At 67.6% G+C, this 21,040-nt stretch carries 16 protein-coding genes; 14 read left to right on the forward strand and 2 right to left on the reverse strand.

Annotated elements, in window-relative coordinates; genetic code table 11:
* Window positions 1–64: 64 nt before the first annotated feature.
* The 5 genes from ACFYLW_RS09495 to ACFYLW_RS09515 all read left to right on the forward strand — a co-directional run bounded on the left by ACFYLW_RS09495 (window position 65) and on the right by ACFYLW_RS09515 (window position 7,168).
* Window positions 65–346, forward strand: coding sequence for a hypothetical protein (locus tag ACFYLW_RS09495; RefSeq protein ID WP_292085606.1), 282 nt, complete (start codon window positions 65–67; stop codon window positions 344–346).
* 115 nt (window positions 347–461) lie between these two features.
* A complete protein-coding gene (mnmC, locus tag ACFYLW_RS09500; RefSeq protein WP_313471928.1) occupies window positions 462–2,294 on the forward strand; it encodes an FAD-dependent 5-carboxymethylaminomethyl-2-thiouridine(34) oxidoreductase MnmC in 1,833 nt (610 codons plus the stop codon).
* Between the two features lie 58 nt (window positions 2,295–2,352).
* A complete protein-coding gene (locus ACFYLW_RS09505) occupies window positions 2,353–2,769 on the forward strand; it encodes a DUF6491 family protein (RefSeq protein ID WP_312064576.1) in 417 nt (138 codons plus the stop codon).
* 157 nt (window positions 2,770–2,926) lie between these two features.
* A complete protein-coding gene (locus ACFYLW_RS09510; RefSeq protein WP_312064574.1) occupies window positions 2,927–4,054 on the forward strand; it encodes an efflux RND transporter periplasmic adaptor subunit in 1,128 nt (375 codons plus the stop codon).
* Window positions 4,055–4,063: 9 nt separating this feature from the next.
* Window positions 4,064–7,168 carry an efflux RND transporter permease subunit gene (locus tag ACFYLW_RS09515; protein WP_312064573.1) on the forward strand — a complete coding sequence of 1,035 codons (3,105 nt, stop codon included), beginning with the start codon at window positions 4,064–4,066 and terminating at the stop codon, window positions 7,166–7,168.
* A gap of 174 nt (window positions 7,169–7,342) precedes the next feature.
* Here ACFYLW_RS09515 and ACFYLW_RS09520 read toward each other — a convergent pair whose 3' ends face one another.
* Both ACFYLW_RS09520 and nhaA read right to left on the reverse strand, forming a co-directional pair.
* Window positions 7,343–9,973: a TonB-dependent receptor gene (locus ACFYLW_RS09520; RefSeq protein ID WP_292085600.1), complete on the reverse strand. Its 2,631-nt coding sequence runs from the start codon at window positions 9,971–9,973 to the stop codon at window positions 7,343–7,345.
* Window positions 9,974–10,204: 231 nt separating this feature from the next.
* Window positions 10,205–11,416, reverse strand: coding sequence for a Na+/H+ antiporter NhaA (gene nhaA, locus ACFYLW_RS09525; protein ID WP_312064572.1), 1,212 nt, complete (start codon window positions 11,414–11,416; stop codon window positions 10,205–10,207).
* A gap of 226 nt (window positions 11,417–11,642) precedes the next feature.
* On the opposite strand from nhaA, the gene ACFYLW_RS09530 reads away from it, so the two are divergent.
* The 9 genes from ACFYLW_RS09530 to ACFYLW_RS09570 all read left to right on the forward strand — a co-directional run bounded on the left by ACFYLW_RS09530 (window position 11,643) and on the right by ACFYLW_RS09570 (window position 20,949).
* Window positions 11,643–13,103 carry a protein adenylyltransferase SelO family protein gene (locus ACFYLW_RS09530; RefSeq protein WP_312064570.1) on the forward strand — a complete coding sequence of 487 codons (1,461 nt, stop codon included), beginning with the start codon at window positions 11,643–11,645 and terminating at the stop codon, window positions 13,101–13,103.
* A gap of 272 nt (window positions 13,104–13,375) precedes the next feature.
* Window positions 13,376–13,786: a DoxX family protein gene (locus tag ACFYLW_RS09535; RefSeq protein ID WP_312064569.1), complete on the forward strand. Its 411-nt coding sequence runs from the start codon at window positions 13,376–13,378 to the stop codon at window positions 13,784–13,786.
* A gap of 149 nt (window positions 13,787–13,935) precedes the next feature.
* Window positions 13,936–14,421: a MerR family DNA-binding transcriptional regulator gene (locus tag ACFYLW_RS09540; RefSeq protein ID WP_292085593.1), complete on the forward strand. Its 486-nt coding sequence runs from the start codon at window positions 13,936–13,938 to the stop codon at window positions 14,419–14,421.
* 2 nt (window positions 14,422–14,423) lie between these two features.
* Entirely contained in the window at window positions 14,424–16,205 is a 1,782-nt protein-coding gene (locus ACFYLW_RS09545) for an acyl-CoA dehydrogenase C-terminal domain-containing protein (protein ID WP_312064568.1), read from the forward strand.
* A gap of 111 nt (window positions 16,206–16,316) precedes the next feature.
* Entirely contained in the window at window positions 16,317–17,480 is a 1,164-nt protein-coding gene (locus ACFYLW_RS09550; protein ID WP_312064567.1) for an acyl-CoA dehydrogenase family protein, read from the forward strand.
* Window positions 17,481–17,511: 31 nt separating this feature from the next.
* The gene (locus ACFYLW_RS09555) at window positions 17,512–18,399 is read left to right on the forward strand and encodes a bestrophin family protein (protein WP_312064565.1); all 888 of its coding nucleotides are present in this window, start codon (window positions 17,512–17,514) and stop codon (window positions 18,397–18,399) included.
* A gap of 70 nt (window positions 18,400–18,469) precedes the next feature.
* A complete protein-coding gene (locus ACFYLW_RS09560; RefSeq protein WP_292085588.1) occupies window positions 18,470–18,754 on the forward strand; it encodes a GIY-YIG nuclease family protein in 285 nt (94 codons plus the stop codon).
* A gap of 43 nt (window positions 18,755–18,797) precedes the next feature.
* Complete coding sequence (locus ACFYLW_RS09565; protein WP_312064563.1) at window positions 18,798–19,517, forward strand: 16S rRNA (uracil(1498)-N(3))-methyltransferase; 720 nt, start codon at window positions 18,798–18,800, stop codon at window positions 19,515–19,517.
* A gap of 70 nt (window positions 19,518–19,587) precedes the next feature.
* Window positions 19,588–20,949, forward strand: a complete 1,362-nt coding sequence (locus tag ACFYLW_RS09570) for a glutamate--cysteine ligase (RefSeq protein WP_312064562.1) — start codon at window positions 19,588–19,590, stop codon at window positions 20,947–20,949.
* The last annotated feature ends 91 nt before the right edge of the window (window positions 20,950–21,040 follow it).

The following is a 21,040-nucleotide window of genomic DNA, read 5'->3' on the forward strand; positions in this document are numbered from 1 at the left end:
TCCCGTTATCTCCCCCCTAGCGAGGGTTCATGATCTCGCTTTTACCTTCTGAAGGATAACAACTATGCGCATCACCGCTCTGATCGCCGCTTCGGCCGCCGCTCTGGCCCTGGCTGCTTGCCAACCGGCCGCCACCGACAAGGCTGAAGACGCCGCCGCCGACGCCACCGACGCCGCCGCCACCGCCACGGACGCCGCTGCCACCGCCGACGCCGCCGCCACCGACGCCGCCGCCGCTGCTGGCGCCGCCACCGACGCTGCTGCCGCCGCTGCTCCGGCTGCTGCCGACGCCGCTGCTGCTCCGGCCGCCGCTGCTCCGGCTGCCGCTCCGGCCGCCGCTCACTAAGACTTACGTCTTGGATCGCGGCCTCCGGGTCGCGATGCGGAAAGGGGTCGTCTTCGGACGGCCCCTTTTTTCGTGCCCGCTATCCAGCCGGACGCCTGACGGCTAAAGCCCCGCCATGACCGACGACCCGCGCGAACAGTCCCCCGGCGACGCCTCCCCACAGCTGGTCTGGGCCGAGGACGGCTCGCCCCGCTCAGGCCGGTTCGGCGACGTCTATTTCTCCAAGGACGACGGTCTGGCCGAGACCCGCGCCGTCTTCCTCGACGGCTGCGGCCTGCCCCAGGCCTGGGCCGACCGCGCCGACTTCACCGTCGCCGAACTGGGCTTCGGCACCGGACTGAACATCGTCGCCCTGCTGGACCTGTGGCGTCGCGCCCGCCCCGAGAACGGCCGTCTGCACGTCTTCTCCGTCGAAGGCTTCCCCCTGATCCGGGACGAGGCCGCCCGCGCCCTGTCCGCCTGGCCCGAACTGGCCGAGACCGCCGAGGCCCTCCTCGCCGTCTGGCCCGAGGGAACGCCCGGCTTCCACCGCCTCGACCTGCCGCAGTGGAACGCGACCATCGACCTGGCCGTCGGCGACGCCGAGTGGGCGCTGGAACAATGGTCCGGCGTCGCCGACGCCTGGTTCCTCGACGGCTTCTCGCCCGCCCTGAACCCCGGCATGTGGTCGTCCGAGATCATGGCCCTGATCGCCGCCCGTTCCGCCCCCGGCGCGCGGGTCGCCACCTTCACCGTCGCGGGCGCCGTGCGGCGCGGCCTGGCCGAGCACGGCTTCGTCGTCGAGAAGAAGCCCGGCCACGGCCGCAAGCGCGAACGCTTGGAGGCCCATCTGCCCTCGCCCCCGCCCCCCGCCCGCCCGCAACGCCATATCGCCGTCGTCGGCGCCGGGATCGCCGGGGCCTCGGTCGCGCGCGCCCTGATCGCCGGCGGCGCCCGCGTCACCGTCATCGAGGCCGAACGCCCCGGCGCGGGCGGCTCGGGCTTTCCCGCCGCCCTGGTCACGCCGCGCCTCGACGCCGGCGACGCCCTGATCGCCGGCTTGCACGCCCAGGCGCTGGAGCGCGCCCGTGACCTCTACCGCGCCCTGCCCGACGCCGTGATCGCCGAGGGCGTGCTGCAACTGGAGCAGGCGCCCCGCGACACCGCACGTTTCGACAAGATCGCCGCCCAGGACCTGTGGCCCTACGACGCCATGACCCGTCTCGACGCCGCCGCCTGCGCCGAACACCTCGGCCAAGCCGTCCAGAGCGGCGGCCTGATGATGCGCGGCGCGCTGGCCCTGCGCCCTTCGGCGGTGCTCGAAGCCTGGCTGGCGGGCGCCGAACGCCTTAGCGCCGCCGTCGAGACCCTCCAGCCCGAAGGCGAGGGCTGGGCCCTGCTCGACGCCGACGGCGCGCTCCTGATCGAAGCCGACGCCGTGGTCCTGGCCGCCGGCTGGGGAACAGCCGCCCTCGCGCCCGACCTTCCCCTCGCCCCGGTCGCCGGTCAGGCCGACTGGGTCGAGGATCCGACCACTCCGCCCGTCGCCTGGGGCGGCTACGCCGTGCCCACGGGCGAGGGCCTGCTGTTCGGCGCCACCCACGACCGTGGGCAGGTGGACACCCTCCCCACGGAGGAGGCTTCAGCGCGCAATCTCGTAACCCTCAGCGCCGCCCTGCCCGCGCTCGCGGCCCAGGTCGAGACCGCAGGCCCCGTCCGGACCCGCAAGGCCGTGCGCGCCACCACGCCGGACCGTCTGCCGGTCGTCGGCGCTCTGGGCCGCCTCAACCTCTACGCCCTGACCGGTCTCGGTTCGCGCGGCTTTTGCGTCGCCCCCCTGCTCGGCGAGCATCTGGCGGCGTGCATCCTGAACCAGCCGTCTCCCCTGCAAAACACAGCGGCCGACCGCCTCGCGCCCGGCCGATTTCCGCCGGGCTCAGGCAACCCGCACGCCGCTTCGCGCGCTTAGACAGCCAAGGTTCATCTTCTCGGCGTTAGGGAACCGCAGCGCTTTCAAGGAGCCTCACATGCCCCGCCTCATCCCCGCACTTCTGACCGCCACCGCAAGTCTGGTCGCCCTGGCCGGCTGCGCCCCGACCGCCTCTAACCCGACCGCCGCCTCGACCTCCGCCGCCCAGCGACAGTGTCTTTTCCAGAACGACGTCCAGAGCTTCCGGGTTCGCTCGTCGGACCAGACCGTGTTCGTGCGCGGCATCGGCAAGGCCGTGTTTGAACTCCAGGTCTCGGGCGCCTGCCGCGACATGGACCACGCCATGGGCATGGCCTTCTGGCCGCAACGCGGACTGGATCGCCTGTGCACCGGCGACTCGACCCAGATCGTCTTCTCGGGCGGCACGCCGCCGGCGACGCCTTGCCACGCGCGGATCGTCAAGAAGCTGTCCGAAGCCGAGGTCGCCGCCCTGCCGGACCGGGACCGTCCCTAGCCGAAAAGACGGCAGGATTACTTCGCGGTAATCCTGCCGTGCGAGGTTTGAGAACGGCTCGCTGAAACGCTAAGAACGGGCCCAATCCCTAACTGCGTTCCGGCGTGGAACAGAAGGTTCGCACGCCATGCCCCGACCCTCTCAAGGATCCTCGCACGTGGCGAAAACCCCTCGCACCCCGGCCCTCTTCCTGATGGCCGCCGCAGCCCTGACGCTCGCCGCCTGCGGCGGACACGGCGACGACAAGTCCAAGGCCGGAGAAAAGGCGGGCGCCTCGCGCCAGACGGTCAGCGTCGCCACGGCGACCGAGGTCGCCCTTCCGCGCGTCATCGTCGCCTCGGGCAGCGTCTCGGCCTGGGAGGAGGTGCCGGTCGGCGCCGAGACCGGCGGCCTGACCGCCGTCGGCGTCTATGTCGATGAGGGCTCCTACGTCCGTCAGGGTCAGGTCCTGGTCAAGCTGAACGACGCCCTGCTGCAGGCCCAGCTGCGTCAGCAACAGGCAGGCGTACAGACCGCCGAAGCCAACGCCGCCCGCGACGACGCCGCGCTCGGCCGCGCCCAGGAATTGAAGTCTCGCGGCTTCCTCAGCCAGGCCTCGCTGGACACCGCCCTGGCCAACCAGCGCGCCTCGCAGGCCAATCTGGCCTCGGCCCGCGCCTCGCTGTCGGAAACTCGCACCCGCCTGGCCCAAAGCGAGATCAAGGCCCCCGTCTCGGGACTGATCATCAGCCGCAGCGTGACCAAGGGTCAGATCGTCGAGGCCGGAACCCAGCTCTTCCGCATGGTCCGCGACGGCCGTCTGGAACTGGATGCTCAGGTGCCCGAGACCGATCTGCCCGCCTTGCGCGCCGGCCAGACCGCCACCATCACCTCCAACGAGGGCGTCGCCACCTCCGGCACGATCCGCATCGTCACCCCCGAGGTCGACGCCCAGACCCGCCTGGGTCTGGCCCGCATCACCCTGTCGCCCGGCAGCGGCCTGAAGCCCGGCATGTTCGCCCGCGCCTCGATCAACGCCGGCGCCCAGCCCGCGACCGTGGTGCCTACCGGAGCCGTCCTCTACCGCAGCAACAAGTCGGGGGTCTTCGTTCTGGATACGCAAGGCGCCGCCCACTTCCGCCCGGTGACGGTCCTGTCGCGGCGCGACGACCAGACCTCGGTCAGCGGGATCGAGCCCGGCGTCCGCGTCGTGGTCCAGGGCGCCGGCTTCCTGAACGAGGGCGACAAGGTGACGATCGCCGCCGCCCCGACTGCCGCACCGACCGTTGCTCCGGCCGCGAAGTAAGGCCCGGCCATGAACAATATCTCCTCCTGGGCCATCAAGAACCCCATCCCCATCATCCTGCTGTTCCTGTTGCTGACCCTGGCGGGCGTGACCGGCTTCATGGGGATGCGGATCAACAACAACCCCGACATCGACTTCCCCCTGGTCTCGGTCACCGCCGCCCGCCCGGGCGCCGCCCCGGCTGAGATGGAGGTCCAGGTCACGCGGGTGATCGAGGACTCGATCGCCGGCCTGTCGGGCGTGCGCCACATCTATTCCAACGTCACCGACGGCGTGTCCTCGACCACCATCGAGTTCGAGCTGGGCACCGACACGGAACGCGCCACCAACGACGTGCGCAACGCCATGAGCGGCGTGCGCGGCTCCCTGCCGCAGGACATGCAGGAGCCCACGGTCCAGCGCATCGACATCACCGGCGACGCCCTGATCACCTATGTGGTCCGCTCGCCCACCATGTCGCCGGAACAGATCAGCTGGTTCATCGACAACGAGATGAGCCGCGCCCTGCTGGCGCTTGGCGGCGTCGGCGAGGTGAATCGCTCGGGCGGCGTCGATCGCGAAATCCGCGTCGAGCTGGACCCCGTGCGCCTGGCGTCGTACGGCGTCACCGCCGCCCAGGTCAGCCAGGCCCTGACCAACGTCAACAACAACCTGCCCGGCGGCCGCGTCACCGTGGCCGGGTCCGAGCGCGCCGTCCGCACCCTGGGCGCCGCCGGTTCAGTCGAGCAACTGCGCGAGACCCTGGTGCCGCTGGGCGACGGCAGAAGCGTGCGCCTGGGCGACCTGGGCGCCGTGGTCGACAAGTGGGGCGAGCCCCGCCGTCTGGCCCGCTACAACGGCCAGGAAGCCGTGACCTTCAACTTCCTGCGCTCCCGCGAGGCCAGCGAGGTCAAGGTGGCCGAAAAGGTCCGCGCCGAGGTGGCGAAGATCGACGAGGCCCATCCCGAGCTGACCATCGAACAGGTCACCTCCAGCGTGAAATACATCGAGGAGAGCTACCTCGCCTCGCTGGAGGCCCTGCTGCTGGGCGCCGTTCTGGCCGTCATCGTGGTCTTCATCTTCCTCCGTGACTGGCGCGCGACCCTGATCGCGGCCACCGCCATGCCGATGTCGCTGATCCCCACCTTCGCCCTGCTCGGGCCGATGGATCAGTCGCTGAACGTGGTCACCCTTTTGGCCCTGTCCCTGACCATCGGCATCCTGGTCGATGACGCCATCGTCGAGATCGAGAACATCGTCCGCCACATGCGGGACGGCAAACCGCCATACGACGCCGCTTTTGAAGCCGCCGACGAGATCGGCCTGGCCGTCGTGGCGACGACCGGGACCATCATCGCCGTCTTCGCTCCCGTCGGCTTCATGCCGGGCATCATTGGCCAGTTCTTCAAGGCCTTCGCCCTGGCCGCCTGCATCAGCGTCTTCTTCTCGCTGGTGGTGGCGCGGACGCTGACACCGCTGATGGCCGCCTATCTGCTGAAGCACACCAAGCACGAGGACAAGGACCCCTTCTGGATGGCGGGCTATCTGCGCGCCCTTCACTGGTGCCTGGGCAACCGCTGGAAGGTGTTCGTCATGGGCGCCCTCTTCCTGATCGGTTCGATCGGCCTGTCAGTCGTGGCCAAGATGTCCTTCGAGTTCATGTCGCCGGGCGACGAAGGCCGCGCCGCCTTCCAGGTCGAACTGCCGCCTGGCTCGACCCTGCGCCAGACCGACGCCGTGGTGCATCAGGTCACCGCCAGGCTGAACGCCAGGCCCGAGGTCACCTCCGTCTACGCCGCCATCGGCGGTCAGGACGTGGGTCAGGCCAACATCTACGCCGATTTGACCCCCAAGGGCGAGCGGGCGCTCAGCCAGCAAGCCTTCCAGCGCGTCATGGTCGACGAACTGAAGCAGATCCCCGGCGCCCGCATCCGGGCCGGCATCGCCCAGCAGGGCGGCGGCCCCGGCGACGGCACCAGCTACACCTTCTCCATCCTGGGCGATGATCCGGCGACCCTGGAAGCCGCGGCCCGCAAGGTCGAGGAGGAGATGCGCGGCGTGCCGGGGCTGGCCAATGTAGTCAACACCGCCGCCATCGCCCGACCGGAAATCCTGGTCACGCCGCGCCCCGACGAAGCCGCCCTGCTGGGCGTTTCGGCCGGCAGCATTTCCCAGGCCGTGCGTGTCGCCACCATTGGCGACATTGAGCAGAACCTGCCCAAGTACAACCTGGGCGACCGCCAGATCCCGATCCGGCTGCAACTGACCGAAGAGGCCCGCGAGGATCTGAACGTGCTGGAAAACCTGCGCGTGCCGACCGCCTCGGGCGCCTCCGTTCCGCTCAGCGCCGTGGCCGACATCGAGTTCGGCGCCGGCCCGGCCACCGTCAGCCGTCAGGATCGCTCACGCATCGCCTCGATCACGGCGGAACTGGACGGTATCACCACCGGCGCCGCGGGACAGGCCGTCAACCGTCTGCCTTCGGTCAAGAACCTGCCGACCGGCGTGCGTCAGGTGCCCGCCGGCGACGCCGAGTTCATCCAGGAAATGCTGGTCGGATTCGGCATCGCCTTCATTTCCGGCATCCTGCTGATGTACGCCGTCCTGACCCTGTTGTTCAAAAGCTTCGCCTATCCGGTCACCATCATGGCGGCCCTGCCCCTGGCGATCGGCGGCGCCTTCATCGGCCTGGTGATCGGCGGCAAGAGCTTCTCCATGTCCGCCCTGATCGGGGTGCTGATGCTGATGGGGATCGCGGCCAAGAACTCCATCCTGCTGGTCGACTACATCATCATCGCCGAGAAGGAGGGGATGACGCGGCGCGAGGCCATCATGGACGCCGCCCACAAGCGGGCGCGCCCCATCCTGATGACCACCTTCGCCATGGGCGCCGGCATGGTGCCCATCGCCATGGGGATCGGCGCCGACGTCGAGTTCCGCTCGCCCATGGCCATCGCCGTCCTGGGCGGTCTGATCTCCTCGACCTTCCTGTCCCTGCTCTATATCCCGGCCATTTTCACCATCGTCGACGACATCGCCGGCTTTGGTCGCCGGGTTCTGGGCCGCATGTTCGCCGGACAGCGCAAGCTGGCCGACGGCACCCGGCCGGGCGAGGCGACTGCCTTGCACGACTGAATACACCTCCAGACGAAGAGCCCCCGGAGAGCGATCTCCGGGGGCTTTTTCATGCGCGACCTCGGGGAGGCTTTCCGCCAAGGTCCGAAGATCGGTCCGGCTCAGATCGTCAAAAGAAAAGGCGGCCCGGATCGCTCCGGGCCGCCCTGACCTCGCCGCGAGGGCGAAGGCCGATCAGTATTTGACGCGCAGGGTGGCGCCGTAGGTGCGCGGCTGGCCCATGAAGGCGTTGTAGGTCTGGGTGTCCAGGGCCGGGTTGAAGTAGGTCCCGTTCGGCTGGACCGTCGTCTGGAAGGCCGAACCTTGCAGCGGGGCGTTGATCGCCACCTGCTTGTACTCCTCGTCCGTCAGGTTCTGCGCCCAGATGTCCAGGGCCCAGCGCTCGTCCTCCGAGCCCAGGGTGACGCGGCCGTTCACGAGGGTGAAGGCGTCCTGCATCTTGTAGGGCAGCAGGTCCGAACCGGTGTTGTATTCGGTCGAGTACTTGGCCGAGAGGTTGAAGCCGACCTTCAGGCCCGAGCCGATCGAACGATCAAAGGCGACCGAACCCGTGGCCGACCATTCCGGCGCGAACGACGCCCGCGCGCCGGGCAGCAGCGACAGCTGCGGGAAGTTGCCCGGGTTGGTCAGGTCGGCGGCGACGAAGTCCCCGTACTTGGTGTCGGTGTAGGTCAGGCCGCTGCTCAGCGACAGGCCCTCGATCGGGGTGAACCAGACGAAGTCGGCGTCGAAGCCCTGCGACTTCAGCTCGGGGATGGATTCGACAACGAAGGCCGTGCCCAGGAAGGTGTTGAGCTGGAAGTCCTCGAACTTCTGGTTGAAGTAGGTGAGGTTCAGCAGGACCGTACGATTGAACAGGGTGTTCTTCAGACCCAGTTCGAAGCTGTCGACGGTTTCCGAGGGGAACAGCAACGAGGCGGTCGGCGTGATGCCCGTCTGCACGCGGTCCAGGTTATAGCCGAACGACTTGTAGCCGCGGGCGTAGGAGCCGTAGGCCATGACCGAGTCGTTGAAGCGATAGGCCGCCTTGATCGTGCCGCTCAGTTCGCCGTCGTCGGTCTCTTCCGAGATGCGACGGTTGTCGAACAGCGGGTTGGCCCAGGGCAGGCAGACGTTGCCGGCGACGCGCTGGGCGCTGGCGGCGGCCGCGGCCGGGGTCAGACCCGCGCCGATGAAGGCGTTGGTCAGGTTGGTGACATTGCCCAGGGCGCCGCCGCAGGCCGCGCCATTGGCGCCCAGGTTGTCCTGCACGCCCAGAAGGCGCTTCTTGTCCTGGGTGTAGCGCAGGCCCAGGGTCACATCGAACTGGTCGGTGACATGCCAGGTGTTGTTGGTGAACAGGGCCAGCGAGTCCGAACGCTGGCTATAGTGGTCCTGCACCCCGTGGCCGACGCCGAAGCCCGGCCCGGTCGGCGCCAGGGGTCCCGAAGTCGAGGTGCCGCCGTTCAGCAGGCAGCCCGCCAGGAAGGTCGGGGTGGTGCCGGCCCGCGTCAGGCAGCCGATGATATTGCCGCTCTGCGGAATGGCGCCGCCCGTGCCGGCGTTCAGTTGCGACGAGATCAGCAGCGACAGGAAGGGCGTATAGCCGGCGCCGTACCAGTAGCTGTCGTTGCGGCTGATGTTCTCACGCGTGGCGAAGACGCCGACCAGCCAGTCCAGCTTGTCAGTCGAGCCCGCCAGGCGGAATTCCTGGGTCAGGTTGTCCAGTTCGAAGCCGTAACCGCCGTCATCGACACGATACAGCAGGTCCGCCGTCGTATAGTCGAGGTCCATGGCGTTGATGCCCTCCCAGTTCCGCCAGGAAGTGACGGAGGTCAGGGTGGCGTCCCACGAGGGGATGTCGATGTTGGCTTCCGCCGAGAAGCCCATGTCTTCCATGGTCTGGGCGGTGCTGCGGTTGGCGTAGGCCGTGCGCGAGAAGGGCAGAGCGCCGAAGCCGGGCGCCGGAGGCTGCTGCTGGCCGCCGACCGCCGTGACCGCACCATAGGTCTGGCCGGTGCGCACCTGGGTCGAGACGCAGCAGTATTCGTCGCGCTTGGAGTAGTCGGCGATCAGACGGATCGACACCTCGTCGGACGGTAGGATCAGCAGTTGGCCGCGCGCGGTCCAGAAGTTCTGGTTCTGGTCGTCCTTCTCGGTGCGGGGACCGGCGCCGGTGACCACGTCATAGAAGCCGTCGCGCTCGCGCTTGGCCACATACAGGCGACCGGCGATCTGATCGGTGATCGGTCCGGTGACCGAGCCGGCCACGCCCCAGGCGTTGAAGTTGCCGTAGGTGGCCTCGGCGTTGAAGCCGGGCGTGAACGAAGGCGCCTCGGTAATGATGTTGATGACGCCGGCCGAGGTGTTCTTGCCGAACAGGGTGCCCTGCGGCCCCTTCAGCACCTCGATGCGGCTCAGTTCGCCCAGGTCGCCGAAGCCGACGCCGTTGCGCGAACGATAGACGCCGTCGATGACTACGCCGACCGAGCTTTCCAGGCCGGGGTTGTCGCCGACCGTGCCGACGCCGCGGATACGGGCCGTGGTCGAGGCTTCCGACTGGGTCGAGGTGACGGTCATGCCCGGCGTCAGGATCTGCAGATCCTTGATGTCGCGCACGCCCGCGCCGTCTAGCGCCTCCTGCGACAGGGTCGTGACCACGATCGGCACGTCCTGCAGGTTCTGTTCACGCTTCTGCGCGGTGACGATGATGTCGTCGATCGTCGTCGGCCCCTCCTGGGCCGAGGCGGCGCCGGCGAAGCCGAAGGCGACGACGCCGACGACGGCGGCCGACGCGGTGCAGCGAAGGATGTTGTTGAAACGCATATGGCGGCTCCCCGGCTCTGTGGCCCGGCCGCCCGCGGCGACCGTGGCGATTCCTGTCCCTGTCGATCCACGCTCATTGAACGGCGTGAATTCTCCATGAACAGGGGTAAGCCAGGGTCGGGAAAGCGACAAGAAGCCGCAAAGCTGCGAATGGCGATTTCAGCCAACGTCGCTCTACGTGTGGCGAGAAAGCGACAAAAATCGATTACGCAAGGTCAATATTATCAACGTTCACTGCAAGATCTTGGCAGTTGAGGCGGCTTGCCTTTGTTGCTGACGTCGCGCCGCGAGGTTCAGAATCAACGCCGCCGCCAGGGCCGAGAGCACCGATCCGCCGATAACGCCCAGCTTGACCTCGATCTGCACGGGCGAATCCACCGCGCCGGGGAAGGCCAGGACGCCGATGAACAGGCTCATGGTGAAGCCGATGCCGCACAGCAGGCTGACGCCGTAGAGCTGAAGCCAGCTGGCGCCGGAGGGCTTGTCGCCGATCTTGAGCTTGGCGGCCAGCCAGGCGGCGCCGAAGACGCCGACCTGCTTGCCGACGAACAGACCAAGCGCGATGGCGATGACCAGGGGCGCGAAGGCCTGCTCCAGCGACAGACCGGCGAAGGACACGCCCGCCTTGGCGAAGGCGAACAGGGGCAGGACCAGGAAGGCGACATAGGGGTGCAGGTCGTGCATCGCCTCCTTGAGCGGGCTTTGAGAGGTCTCGGGACGCGGCGCGACCGGCACGATCATGGCGAAGGCCACCGCCGTCAGCGAGGTCGACAGCCCCGACATCACCGTCAGATACCAGACCGCGCCGAAGCCCAGGACCCAGAAGGGGCCGGCCAGACGGCGACGGCCGATCAGGGCCAGGGCGGCCAGAACCCCGGCCACGCCCAGCAGCGGCAGCCACTGCACGCCCTGACTGAAAAGGACCGCGATCAGGGCGATGGCCCCGAGGTCGTCGACGATGGCCAGGGTCAGCAGGAAGACCCGCAGCGATGACGGCAGGCCCTTGCCCACCATGGCGAAGACGGCCAGGGCGAAGGCGATGTCGGTGGCCAGGGGGATAGGCCAGCCCTGCGACGGCCCTCCCAGCGCCCCTGCGACGGCCAGATAGACCAGGCCCGGAACCGCCATGCCGCCCAGGGCCGCGATGATCGGCAGGGCCAGCTTCTTGGGATTGCTCAGCTCGCCCCTGAGTATCTCGTATTTGATCTCCAGCCCCACCACGAGGAAGAAGACCGCCATCAGGCCTTCCTTGATCCAGCCGGAGATCGTCTCTTCCAGCCGCAGCGGGCCGACTTGAAGTACGTGGACGCTCTTCAGCCAGGCGAAGTAGTCGGCGGACATAGGCGAGTTGGCGACGATCAGGGCGGCGACGGCGGCGAGGCCGAGCACCGCGCCGGAACCGGCTTCGGTCTTAAGAAAGTCGAGCGTGAGCTTCTTGGCCACGGCGGTCTCCGAAATCAAAAGGACTGTCGTGGCGTCAGGTTATCGACGGACGCCGGACCGGATTCGCACATCAAAGGACGGCGCCAGCCTGGCCCCGACGCACGACAAGCGAAGCGGGACCTGATCTCTGCTGTTGAAAATAGCCGACCCACCCACAGGTTCAAGACCAACTCGACCGTCGATGTTGCGGTTGCGAACCGAGCGACGAACGCGCATCTGCCAGTTCATGCCCGTCTCCCCCGCCTATCGTCCCGACCCGCGCTTCTTCGATCTCGGCCCCGACTTCGGCGATCCGGTGTCGGCGGCGGACTTCCCCCAAACGATCCTGCGAGTCCGCAACGACCGTGCGGCGGCGGACGTCGGGCTGGAGACGCTGAGCGACGACGAATGGCTGAGCGGTTTTGGCCGTTTCAATCCCCTGCCCGGCCAGCCCGCCCCCGTCGCCATGCGCTATCACGGCCACCAGTTCCGCACCTACAACCCCGACCTCGGCGACGGCCGCGGGTTTCTGGCGGCGCAACTGCGGGAGGTGGGCGGCGCCCAAGCAGCGAGCGACCGCGTCGCGAGCGATAGCGCCCCTCCAGGTCGACTTCTCGACCTGGGAACCAAAGGCTCGGGCCAGACGCCCTGGTCGCGGCGCGGCGACGGGCGGCTGACGCTGAAGGGCGGGATGCGCGAAGTCCTGGCCGCCGCCATGCTGGAAAGCCTGGGCGTTCCGACCTGCCGCATCCTGTCCCTGATCGAGACCGGCGAGGCGTTGGAACGGAACGATGAGCCCTCGCCCACCCGCTCGGCGGTCATGGTGCGGCTGTCGCACAGCCACATCCGTTTCGGGACCTTCCAGCGCGCCGCCTATTATGGTCGCAAGGATCAACTGGAAGTCCTGCTGGAGCACGCCCGCAGCCTGTATCATCCCTCGGTCACGCCCGGTGACGCGCCCGGCTTCCTGGCCGCCGTGGTCGAGGTCTCGGCGCGGCTGACGGCGAAGTGGATTTCCGCCGGCTTCGTCCACGGGGTGCTGAACACCGACAATCTGAACGTGACGGGCGAGAGCTTCGACTACGGTCCGTGGCGCTTCCTGCCCCACTATGACCCGGCCTTCACCGCCGCCTATTTCGACAATTCCGGCCTCTACGCCTTCGCGCGCCAGCCCGAGGCGGTATTCTGGAACCTGACCCAGCTGGCCGGCTGCCTGAAGTTGATCGCCGAGCCGCAGGTTGCGGCCCTGACGGAGGCGCTGAACGGCTTTGGGCCGGCCTATATCCGCCACCTGCGCGCCGCCTTCCTGAACAGGCTGGGGGTCAAGAGCCTGGGCGAGGCGGCGGACCAGAGACTGCTGGACGCAAGCCTGGCCCTGCTGCGCGACAAGGGGGAGGCCCTGCGTTGGGAGCCCCTCTTCTTCGACTGGTTCGGCGGCTTCAGCTCCGGCGCGCGGGCGCTGGGCGGCGTGCGCGGCAAGGCCTATCAGGGCGAGGCCTTCGACGCCTTCCGCTTCGCCCTGCTGGAGCACGAGCCCGACCGGCCCGAGCGGCTGGAGCATCCGATGTTCGCCTCCGCCGAGCCCGAGGAAATGCTGATCGACGAGGTCGAGGCTGTCTGGTCGGCGATCGATCAGGGCGACGACTGGTCGCCGCTGTACGCCAAGCTGGCCCGCCTGGAGGCGGCACGGCAGGCCTGGGCCCTATAATTTCGCTCATCCCCGCGGAGGCGGGGATGAGCGGATTTCGTTACACCGACACCTCATGTCATCAGTTGATGTCATCAAGCGTTGACAGGCCGCTTCGCGCGGCCTAATGCCTTTTGACGATCACTGTCGGATTACGGGGAATTGTGGTTTCAGCCACGCCGTCGCCGCAGGTCGCGCCTACCCCGGTTCACAGATTGTTACAGTTCCTTGACGACGGGACCCCGCAATCTGATCTAGCAACTGTTACCAATCAAACCTCCCCGGTTTCGACCATGACCTCGACCACCTTGACGCCCCGATCCCGCGCAAAAGCCGATTACCTGAACCTGACCCTGTGGACCTTCCAGGGCTGGATCACGATGTTCTTCATAGCCGCCGGCTACGCCAAGCTGACGGAGTCGATGGAGAACCTGACCGTGCTGATGCACTGGCCCGCCATGGCCAGCGTCAACTTCGTGCGCGGCCTGGGCGTGGTGGAGATCGTCCTGGCGGTCATGATGCTGGCCCCGCTGATCTCCTGGCGCTTCGGTCGCCCGCTGTTGCTGACCGCAAGCGTCGGCCTGCTGGCGCTGCAAAGCATCATGCTGATCCTGCACGCCACGGAGTTGGACATCGGCCTGGCCCTGACCAACCTCTTCCTGATCGCCATCACGGCGCCGGTCTTCTGGTTCCGCCGCCACTAGACCACCCCAACAGTTCCTCCCCGGATCGGCCGCGGCGGGGCGCAAGCTCCCCGCGGCCGATTTGCGTTTGCAGCGCCCGCTGTTCACAACTTGTCGAGGGGCGGCGCGAGAAGCTTCCCTTTACGTCCGCGTCAAGTTATGGATGACGCATGGCGACCGCAGACGATCACCGCACCTATTCCATCCGGCACCTGTGCCGCGAGTTCGGCGCGACCGCGCGGGCTCTGCGTTTCTATGAGGACAAGGGTCTGCTGACCCCGGCCCGCAAGGGCCAGACGCGAGTCTATGACAGCCGCGACCGCGCCCGGCTGAAGCTGATCCTGCGGGGCCGCCGCATCGGCTTCACCCTGCAGGAGATCCAGGAGATGCTGGATCTGTATGACCGCAAGGACCACAACGTCCATCAGATGGCCGTGGCCCTGCGCCGTCACCGCGCCCAGGTCGAGGCGCTGAAGCAACAACTCGAAGACATCGAGGGCGCCATCCAGACGGCCGAAGAGGCCTGCGCCTGGATGGAGTCCAAGCTGGGCGAACACCGCCCCGACCTGCTGCCGGGGGCGGACGAATACGCCAGCCTGCTGAGCGAACGGCTCAACCCCGACAATCAATTCCAGCCCTTCAAAGCGAGAGCCTGATCATGGCCTACAAGGCGCCTGTCCGCGACCTGTCCTTCGTCCTGCACGACGTGCTGGAGGTCGAACGCTACGCCAACCACTTCGCCGACGCCGATCTGTCGCGCGACCTGATCGACCAGATCATCGAGGAAGGCGGCAAGTTCGCCGAGGAGGTCATCGCCCCGATCAACCGTCCGGGCGATCAGGAAGGCTGCACCATCGAAGGCGACGTGGTGACGACGCCCAAGGGCTGGAAGGAAGCCTATCACCAGATGGTCGAGGCCGGCTGGACCAGCCTGGCCTTCGGCACGGAATACGGCGGTCAGGGCCTGCCCTCGATCGTGTCCATGGCGGTGGGTCAGTTCACGGCGGCGGCCTCGGCGGCCTTCTCCATGTATCCCGGTCTGACGGCGGGCGCCTATCACGGCATCGAGGCCTCGGCCTCGGATGAGCTGAAGCAGACCTATCTGCCCAAGATGGCGACCGGCGAATGGACCGGCACCATGAACCTGACGGAGCCGCAGTGCGGCACCGACCTGGGCATGGTCCGCACCAAGGCCGTGCCGAACGGCGACGGCAGCTACTCCATCACCGGCCAGAAGATCTGGATCTCGGCGGGCGAGCACGACTTCGCCGACAACATCATCCACACGGTCCTGGCCCGCGTCGAAGGCGCGGTTCCGGGCATCAAGGGCCTGTCGCTCTTCGTCGTGCCCAAGTTCCTGGTCAACGAGGACGGCTCGCTGGGCGAGCGCAACGGCGTCCAGTGCGCGGGCCTCGAGCACAAGATGGGCATCCACGGCAACGCCACCTGCGTCATGGCCTATGAGAACGCCAGGGGCTGGCTGATCGGCGAAGAAGGCCGCGGCATGAACAACATGTTCGTGGTCATGAACGAGGCCCGCCTCGGCACCGGCCTGCAAGGCCTGGCCATCGGCGACGCCGCCTATCAGGCCGCCGTCGAGTTCGCCAACGACCGCCTGCAGGGCCGCGCCCTGACCGGCGCCAAGAACCCGGACGGCCCCGCCGACCCCATCATGGTCCACCCCGACGTGCGCCGGATGCTGCTGGAGTCGAAAGCCTTCGTCGAAGGCGGTCGCGCCTTCATCCTGTGGACCGCCCTGCAAGCCGACCTGCAGAAGTCCTCGGACGAAGCCACGGCGACCAAGGCCAAGGACTACATGGGCCTGATCACGCCCGTGCTGAAAGCCTATCTGACCGACAAGGGCTTCCATGTCGCCAGCCTGGCCATGCAGGTCCACGGCGGCTCGGGCTATACCGAGCACTTCCCCGCCTCGCAGTACCTGCGCGATGCCCGCATCACCATGATCTATGAGGGCACCAACGGCATTCAGGCGCTCGATCTGGTGGGCCGCAAGCTGCCGTCGAACGGTGGCCGCGCCATCATGAGCTGGTTCGCCGACATCGACGCCTTCGTGGCCGAGAACGGCGCCGACGAGGCCATCAAGCCCTTCGTCGACGGCCTGGCCGACACCAAGAAGAAGCTGCAGGACGGCACCATGTGGCTGATGCAGAACGGCATGGCCAACCCGGACAACGCCGCCGCCGCCTCGACCGACTACCTGCACATCTTCGGCCTGACGGCGCTGGCCTATATGTGGGCGCAGATGGCGAAGTCGGCCCAGGCCAAGATCGCCGCCGGCGACGCCGATCCCTACTACGTCACCAAGCTGCAGACCGGGCAGTACTTCGTCGAGCGCATCCTGCCCGACGCCGCCGCCCATCTGACCAAGCTGAAGACCGGCGCCGAGGTGCTGATGCAGATGCCCGCCGAGGCCTTCTGATCCGCCACTGAACCACAGGGCCTCTCTCGCCGACGCGGGGGAGGCCCTTTCTCTATCGACCGCGCCCAGACGACCGCCAGAGTCCGAACCGCGCCCGCAGGAAACGCGACCATGAACGTGCTCAACACGCCCGAACCCGACTTCATGCTTGATGAGGAGATCACCCTCTTCTCCGACAGCGTCGGCAAATGGATCGACGAGCACGCCCCGCCCGAGAAGTTCCAGCAGTGGATCGCCGCCTCCTCGGTGCCGCGTCAGTTGTGGAACGACGCGGGCGACGCCGGCCTGCTGGGCCTCAGCCTACCGGAAGAAGACGGCGGCTTCGGCGGCGACTATCGCCACGAGGTCGTGCTGATGCGCCAGCTGGGCTGGAAGGGCGCGGACCACTTCGGCATCTCGCTGCACAACGCCATCGTCATGCCCTACGTCTGGCACTACGGCACGGCCGAGCAGAAGGCGCGCTGGCTGCCGCGCCTGGCGTCTGGCGAACTGGTCGGCGCCATCGCCATGACCGAGCCGGGCGCCGGTTCCGACCTGCAAGGCATCAAGACCACCGCCGTCAAGCTAGGCGACCACTACGTCTTGAACGGCTCCAAGACCTTCATCACCAACGGCCAGCTGGCCAACTTCATCATCGTCGTCGCCAAGACCGACCCCGCCGAAGGCGCCAAGGGCACGTCGCTGATCGTGGTCGAGACCGACGGCGCCGAAGGCTTCGAGCGCGGCCGCAACCTGCACAAGATCGGCATGGAGGCCAACGACACCTCCGAGCTCTTCTTCAACGACGTCAAGGTGCCGCTGGAGAACGCCATCGGCGGCGGCGAGGGCCAGGGCTTCGTCCAGCTGATGCAGCAACTGCCGCAGGAGCGCCTGAACATCGCCGTGCAGGGCGTGGCCGCCGCCGAGCGGGGGCTGGAAGCGACGCTGGACTACGTCAAGCAGCGCAAGGCCTTCGGTAAGCGGGTGATCGACTTCCAGAACACCCAGTTCAAGCTGGCCGAGGTCAAGACCAAGCTGACGGTGGCCAAGGTCTTCGTCGACCACTGCATTGGCCTACACCTGAAAGGCCAGCTGGACGCCGCCACTGCCTCCATGGCCAAGTACTGGGTCACCGACATCCAGGGCGAGACCATCGACGAGATGCTCCAGCTCTTCGGCGGCTACGGCTACATGAACGAGTACCCGATCGCCCAGCTCTACAAGGACGCCCGCGTCCAGCGCATCTATGGCGGCACCAACGAGATCATGAAGCTGCTGATCGCGCGCACGCTGTAAAACGGCCCGGCACAAGGGTAAGGGGTGGCGCATGATCGTCCGCTCCCGCCCCGGCCCGCTGGAAATCCTGTTCGCCCTGAACGGGTCCATCCTGCCGCGCGTGGTCGGACGGCTGGCCCTGACCGTGGTCATCACCGTGGCGGCGGTGATGCTGCACAGAGAACGGCCCGACCTGCCGGTGCATCTGGCGGCGGCGCCCTTCGCCCTGATCGGGCTGGCGCTGTCCATTTTCATGAGCTTTCGCAACAACGCCTGCTACGACCGCTGGTGGGAGGCGCGCAAGCTGTGGGGCGAGCTGATCATCGCCGTCCGCTCTTTCATCCGCCAGACGGCCCTGCTGCCCGAGGAGCGCCGCACGCCCATGCTGAACGGGATGGGCGGCTTCGTCTTCGGCCTGGCCGCCCGCCTGCGCGACCGTGACGAGACGGGCGAGATCGCCCGTTGGACGCCGGTCGAGCCCGCGCCCCACGCCACTGACGCCGCCCTGACCGGCGTGGGCCGCCAGTGCGCCGAACTGCTGCGCGACGGCCTGATCGACCCGATCCGCTATTCGGTGCTGGAGTTGCGGCTGACCGAGATGAGCCATGTCCTGGCCGGCTGCGAGCGGATCAAGACCACGCCCCTGCCCTTCGCCTACGCCCTGTTGCTGCACCGGACGGCCCATGCCTTCTGCCTGATGCTGCCCTTCGCCCTGGCGCCCGCTCTGGGGTGGTGGACGATGGCTGTGTCGCTGCTGGTCGCCTACACCTTCTTCGGTCTGGACGCCCTGGGCGACGAACTGGAAGACCCCTTCGGCGACGATCCCAACGACCTGCCGCTGGACGCCATGAGCCGGATGCTGGAACGCGAACTGCGCCACGCCCAGGGCCAGACCGACCTGCCCCCCGTCTGGCCCGCCCAGCGCGACCGGCTGACATAGAAAGTAACTGCGTTACCTTACCCGCTCATCCCCGCGAAAGCGGGGACCCAGTCCTTTTGCGGGGCAGATCGTGGCCTTCTTCACCTATATCGTCGCCAACGGGCGGAACGGCGCCCTCTACACCGGCTCGACCGACGACATCGTCGAACGCACGTCGCAGCACCGCGAAAAGGTGTTCAGAGGCTTTTCGGCCAAGTATGGGTGCGCCGTTCTGGTCTGGTACGAACTTCATCCGACCCGGCACGACGCCTTCATTCGCGAACGCCAGATCAAGAAATGGAATCGCGTCTGGAAACTGGAACTCATCGAGCGAACCAATCCGGGTTGGCGCGATCTGTTCAACGACCTGTTCTGAGGCTCTCACTGGGTCCCCGCTTCCGCGGGGATGAGCGGAAAAAATGATACGCCTTCACGTTACTTCAGACCTCGCCCCCGGCCACGCCGTCGCTCCGACCCTCGATCAGTCGCGCTACCTGACCCAGGTGATGCGGCTGAAGGCGGGCGACGACCTGCTGGTCTTCAACGGCCGCCACGGCGAATGGCGCGCCAGCGTGGCCGAGGTGCTGAAGAAGGGCGTCATCCTGCGCGCCGAGGAGCAGGTGCGCGAACAGACCCATGGCCCCGATCTGGAGCTGATCGTCGCCGTGGTGAAGAAGGCGCGGATCGAAACCATCGTCGAGAAGGCGACCGAGCTGGGCGCCAAACGCGTGCGGCTGGTCCTGACCCATCGCACCAACGCTGACCGCCTGCGGCTGGACCGGCTGGACGCCATCGCCGAGGAGGCCGCCGAGCAGACCGGGCGGCTGGACGTGCCCCTGGTCGATGATCCGGTCAAGCTGGACGCCCTGCTGGACGGCTGGGACGCCTCGCGCCGCCTGATGTTCTGCGACGAGACCGGCGGCGCGCCCGCCGTCTCGGCCCTGACCGCTGCGGGCGGTGGCAAGTGGGCCATCCTGATCGGCCCCGAGGGCGGCTTCTCGCCGGAGGAAGGCGAGCGGCTGCGTAGCCTCCCCTTCACCACCGCCGTGTCTCTGGGCCCGCGCATCCTGCGCGCCGACACCGCCGCCATCGCCGCCTTGACCCTCTGGCAGGCGGCTGTCGGCGACTGGGAACGATAGAAGTTTATCGCCTTGCCTCTTGAGCGGGGCCGTATCCTCGCCCATCTAGCCGCGACAGCAGGGGTTACAGATGTCCGACACGGCGCCGCTTTCGAAAGAGCAACTGATCCACGCCATGTCGAAGGGCGAGAAGCCCGCCGACCAATGGCGCATCGGCGCCGAGCACGAGAAGTTCGGCTTCGACAAGTCCACCCTGCGCCGCCCCGCCTATGAGGGCGAGAACGGCATCCTGGCCATGCTGACGGGCCTGCAGCGCTTCGGCTGGTCGCCGGTCGAGGAAGCCGGCCACGTCATCGCCCTGGAGCGCAAGAACGCCGAGGGCTTCACCGCCTCGATCAGCCTGGAGCCGGGCGGCCAGTTCGAGCTGTCGGGCGCGCCCTTGCAGACCATCCACGACATCTGTTCGGAGACCGGCCAGCACCTGATGGAGGTCAAGCAGGTCGCGGACCAGCTGAACCTCGGCTTCCTCGGCGCCGGTTTCGATCCCCTGTGGCGGCGCGAGGACGTGCCGGTGATGCCCAAGGGCCGCTACGGCATCATGCGCGCCTACATGCCCAAGAAGGGTTCGCTGGGCCTCGACATGATGCTGCGCACCTGCACCATCCAGGCCAATCTCGACTTTGATTCAGAAGCCGACATGGTGATGAAGTTCCGCACCTCGCTGGCGCTTCAGCCCATCGCCACGGCCCTGTTCGCCTGTTCGCCGTTTACCGAAGGCAAGCCCAACGGCTTCCTGTCGGCGCGCGCCAACGTCTGGACCGACACCGATCCGGACCGCACCGGCATGCTGGACTTCGTCTTCGCCGACGGCTTCGGCTACGAGCGCTACGCCGACTATGCGCTGGACACCCCCATGTATTTCGCCAAGCGCGGCGAGAAGTACGTCGACCTGTCGGGCCAGTCGTTCCGCAAGTTCATGACCGAGGGTCTGGACGCCCTGCCGGGCGAGCGCGCCACGGCCAAGGACTGGGCCGACCACCTGACCACCCTCTTCCCCGAAGTGCGCCTGAAACAGTATCTCGAGATGCGCGGCGCCGACGGCGGTCCGTGGAGCCGCATCTGCGCCCTGCCCGCCCTGTGGGCCGGCGTCCTCTACGACGCGCCGTCTCTGGCCGCCGCCTGGGACCTGTGCAAGGACTGGGACATCGCCGACCACGAGCGTCTGCGCCGCGACGTGACCCGTCTGGGCCTCAAGGCCGAGGTGGCGGGCCGCAGCGTGCGCGACATCGCCGTCGACCTGGTCGAGATCGCCAAGCACGGCCTGAAGAACCGCGCACGCTTCAGCGGCGGCATGGTCGACGAGCGCGGCTATCTGTCGGAACTGGAAGACATCGCCGACAGCGGCGTGACCCCCGCCGACCGTCTGCTGGAGCTGTACCATGGCGAGTGGCAGGGCGACGTCAGCCGCATCTATCGCGACTTCGCCTACTGATCCGCGCTGCCCGCGCTCCCCTGTCACACGATGGAAATGCGGCCTTAACCGGCGACCTTTAGACATGACGGCGAGTACGCAAGGATCGCCC

The sequence above is a fragment of the Brevundimonas sp. NPDC007368 genome (genome assembly GCF_042869015.1).
In the GTDB taxonomy this organism is placed as follows: Bacteria; Pseudomonadota; Alphaproteobacteria; order Caulobacterales; family Caulobacteraceae; genus Brevundimonas.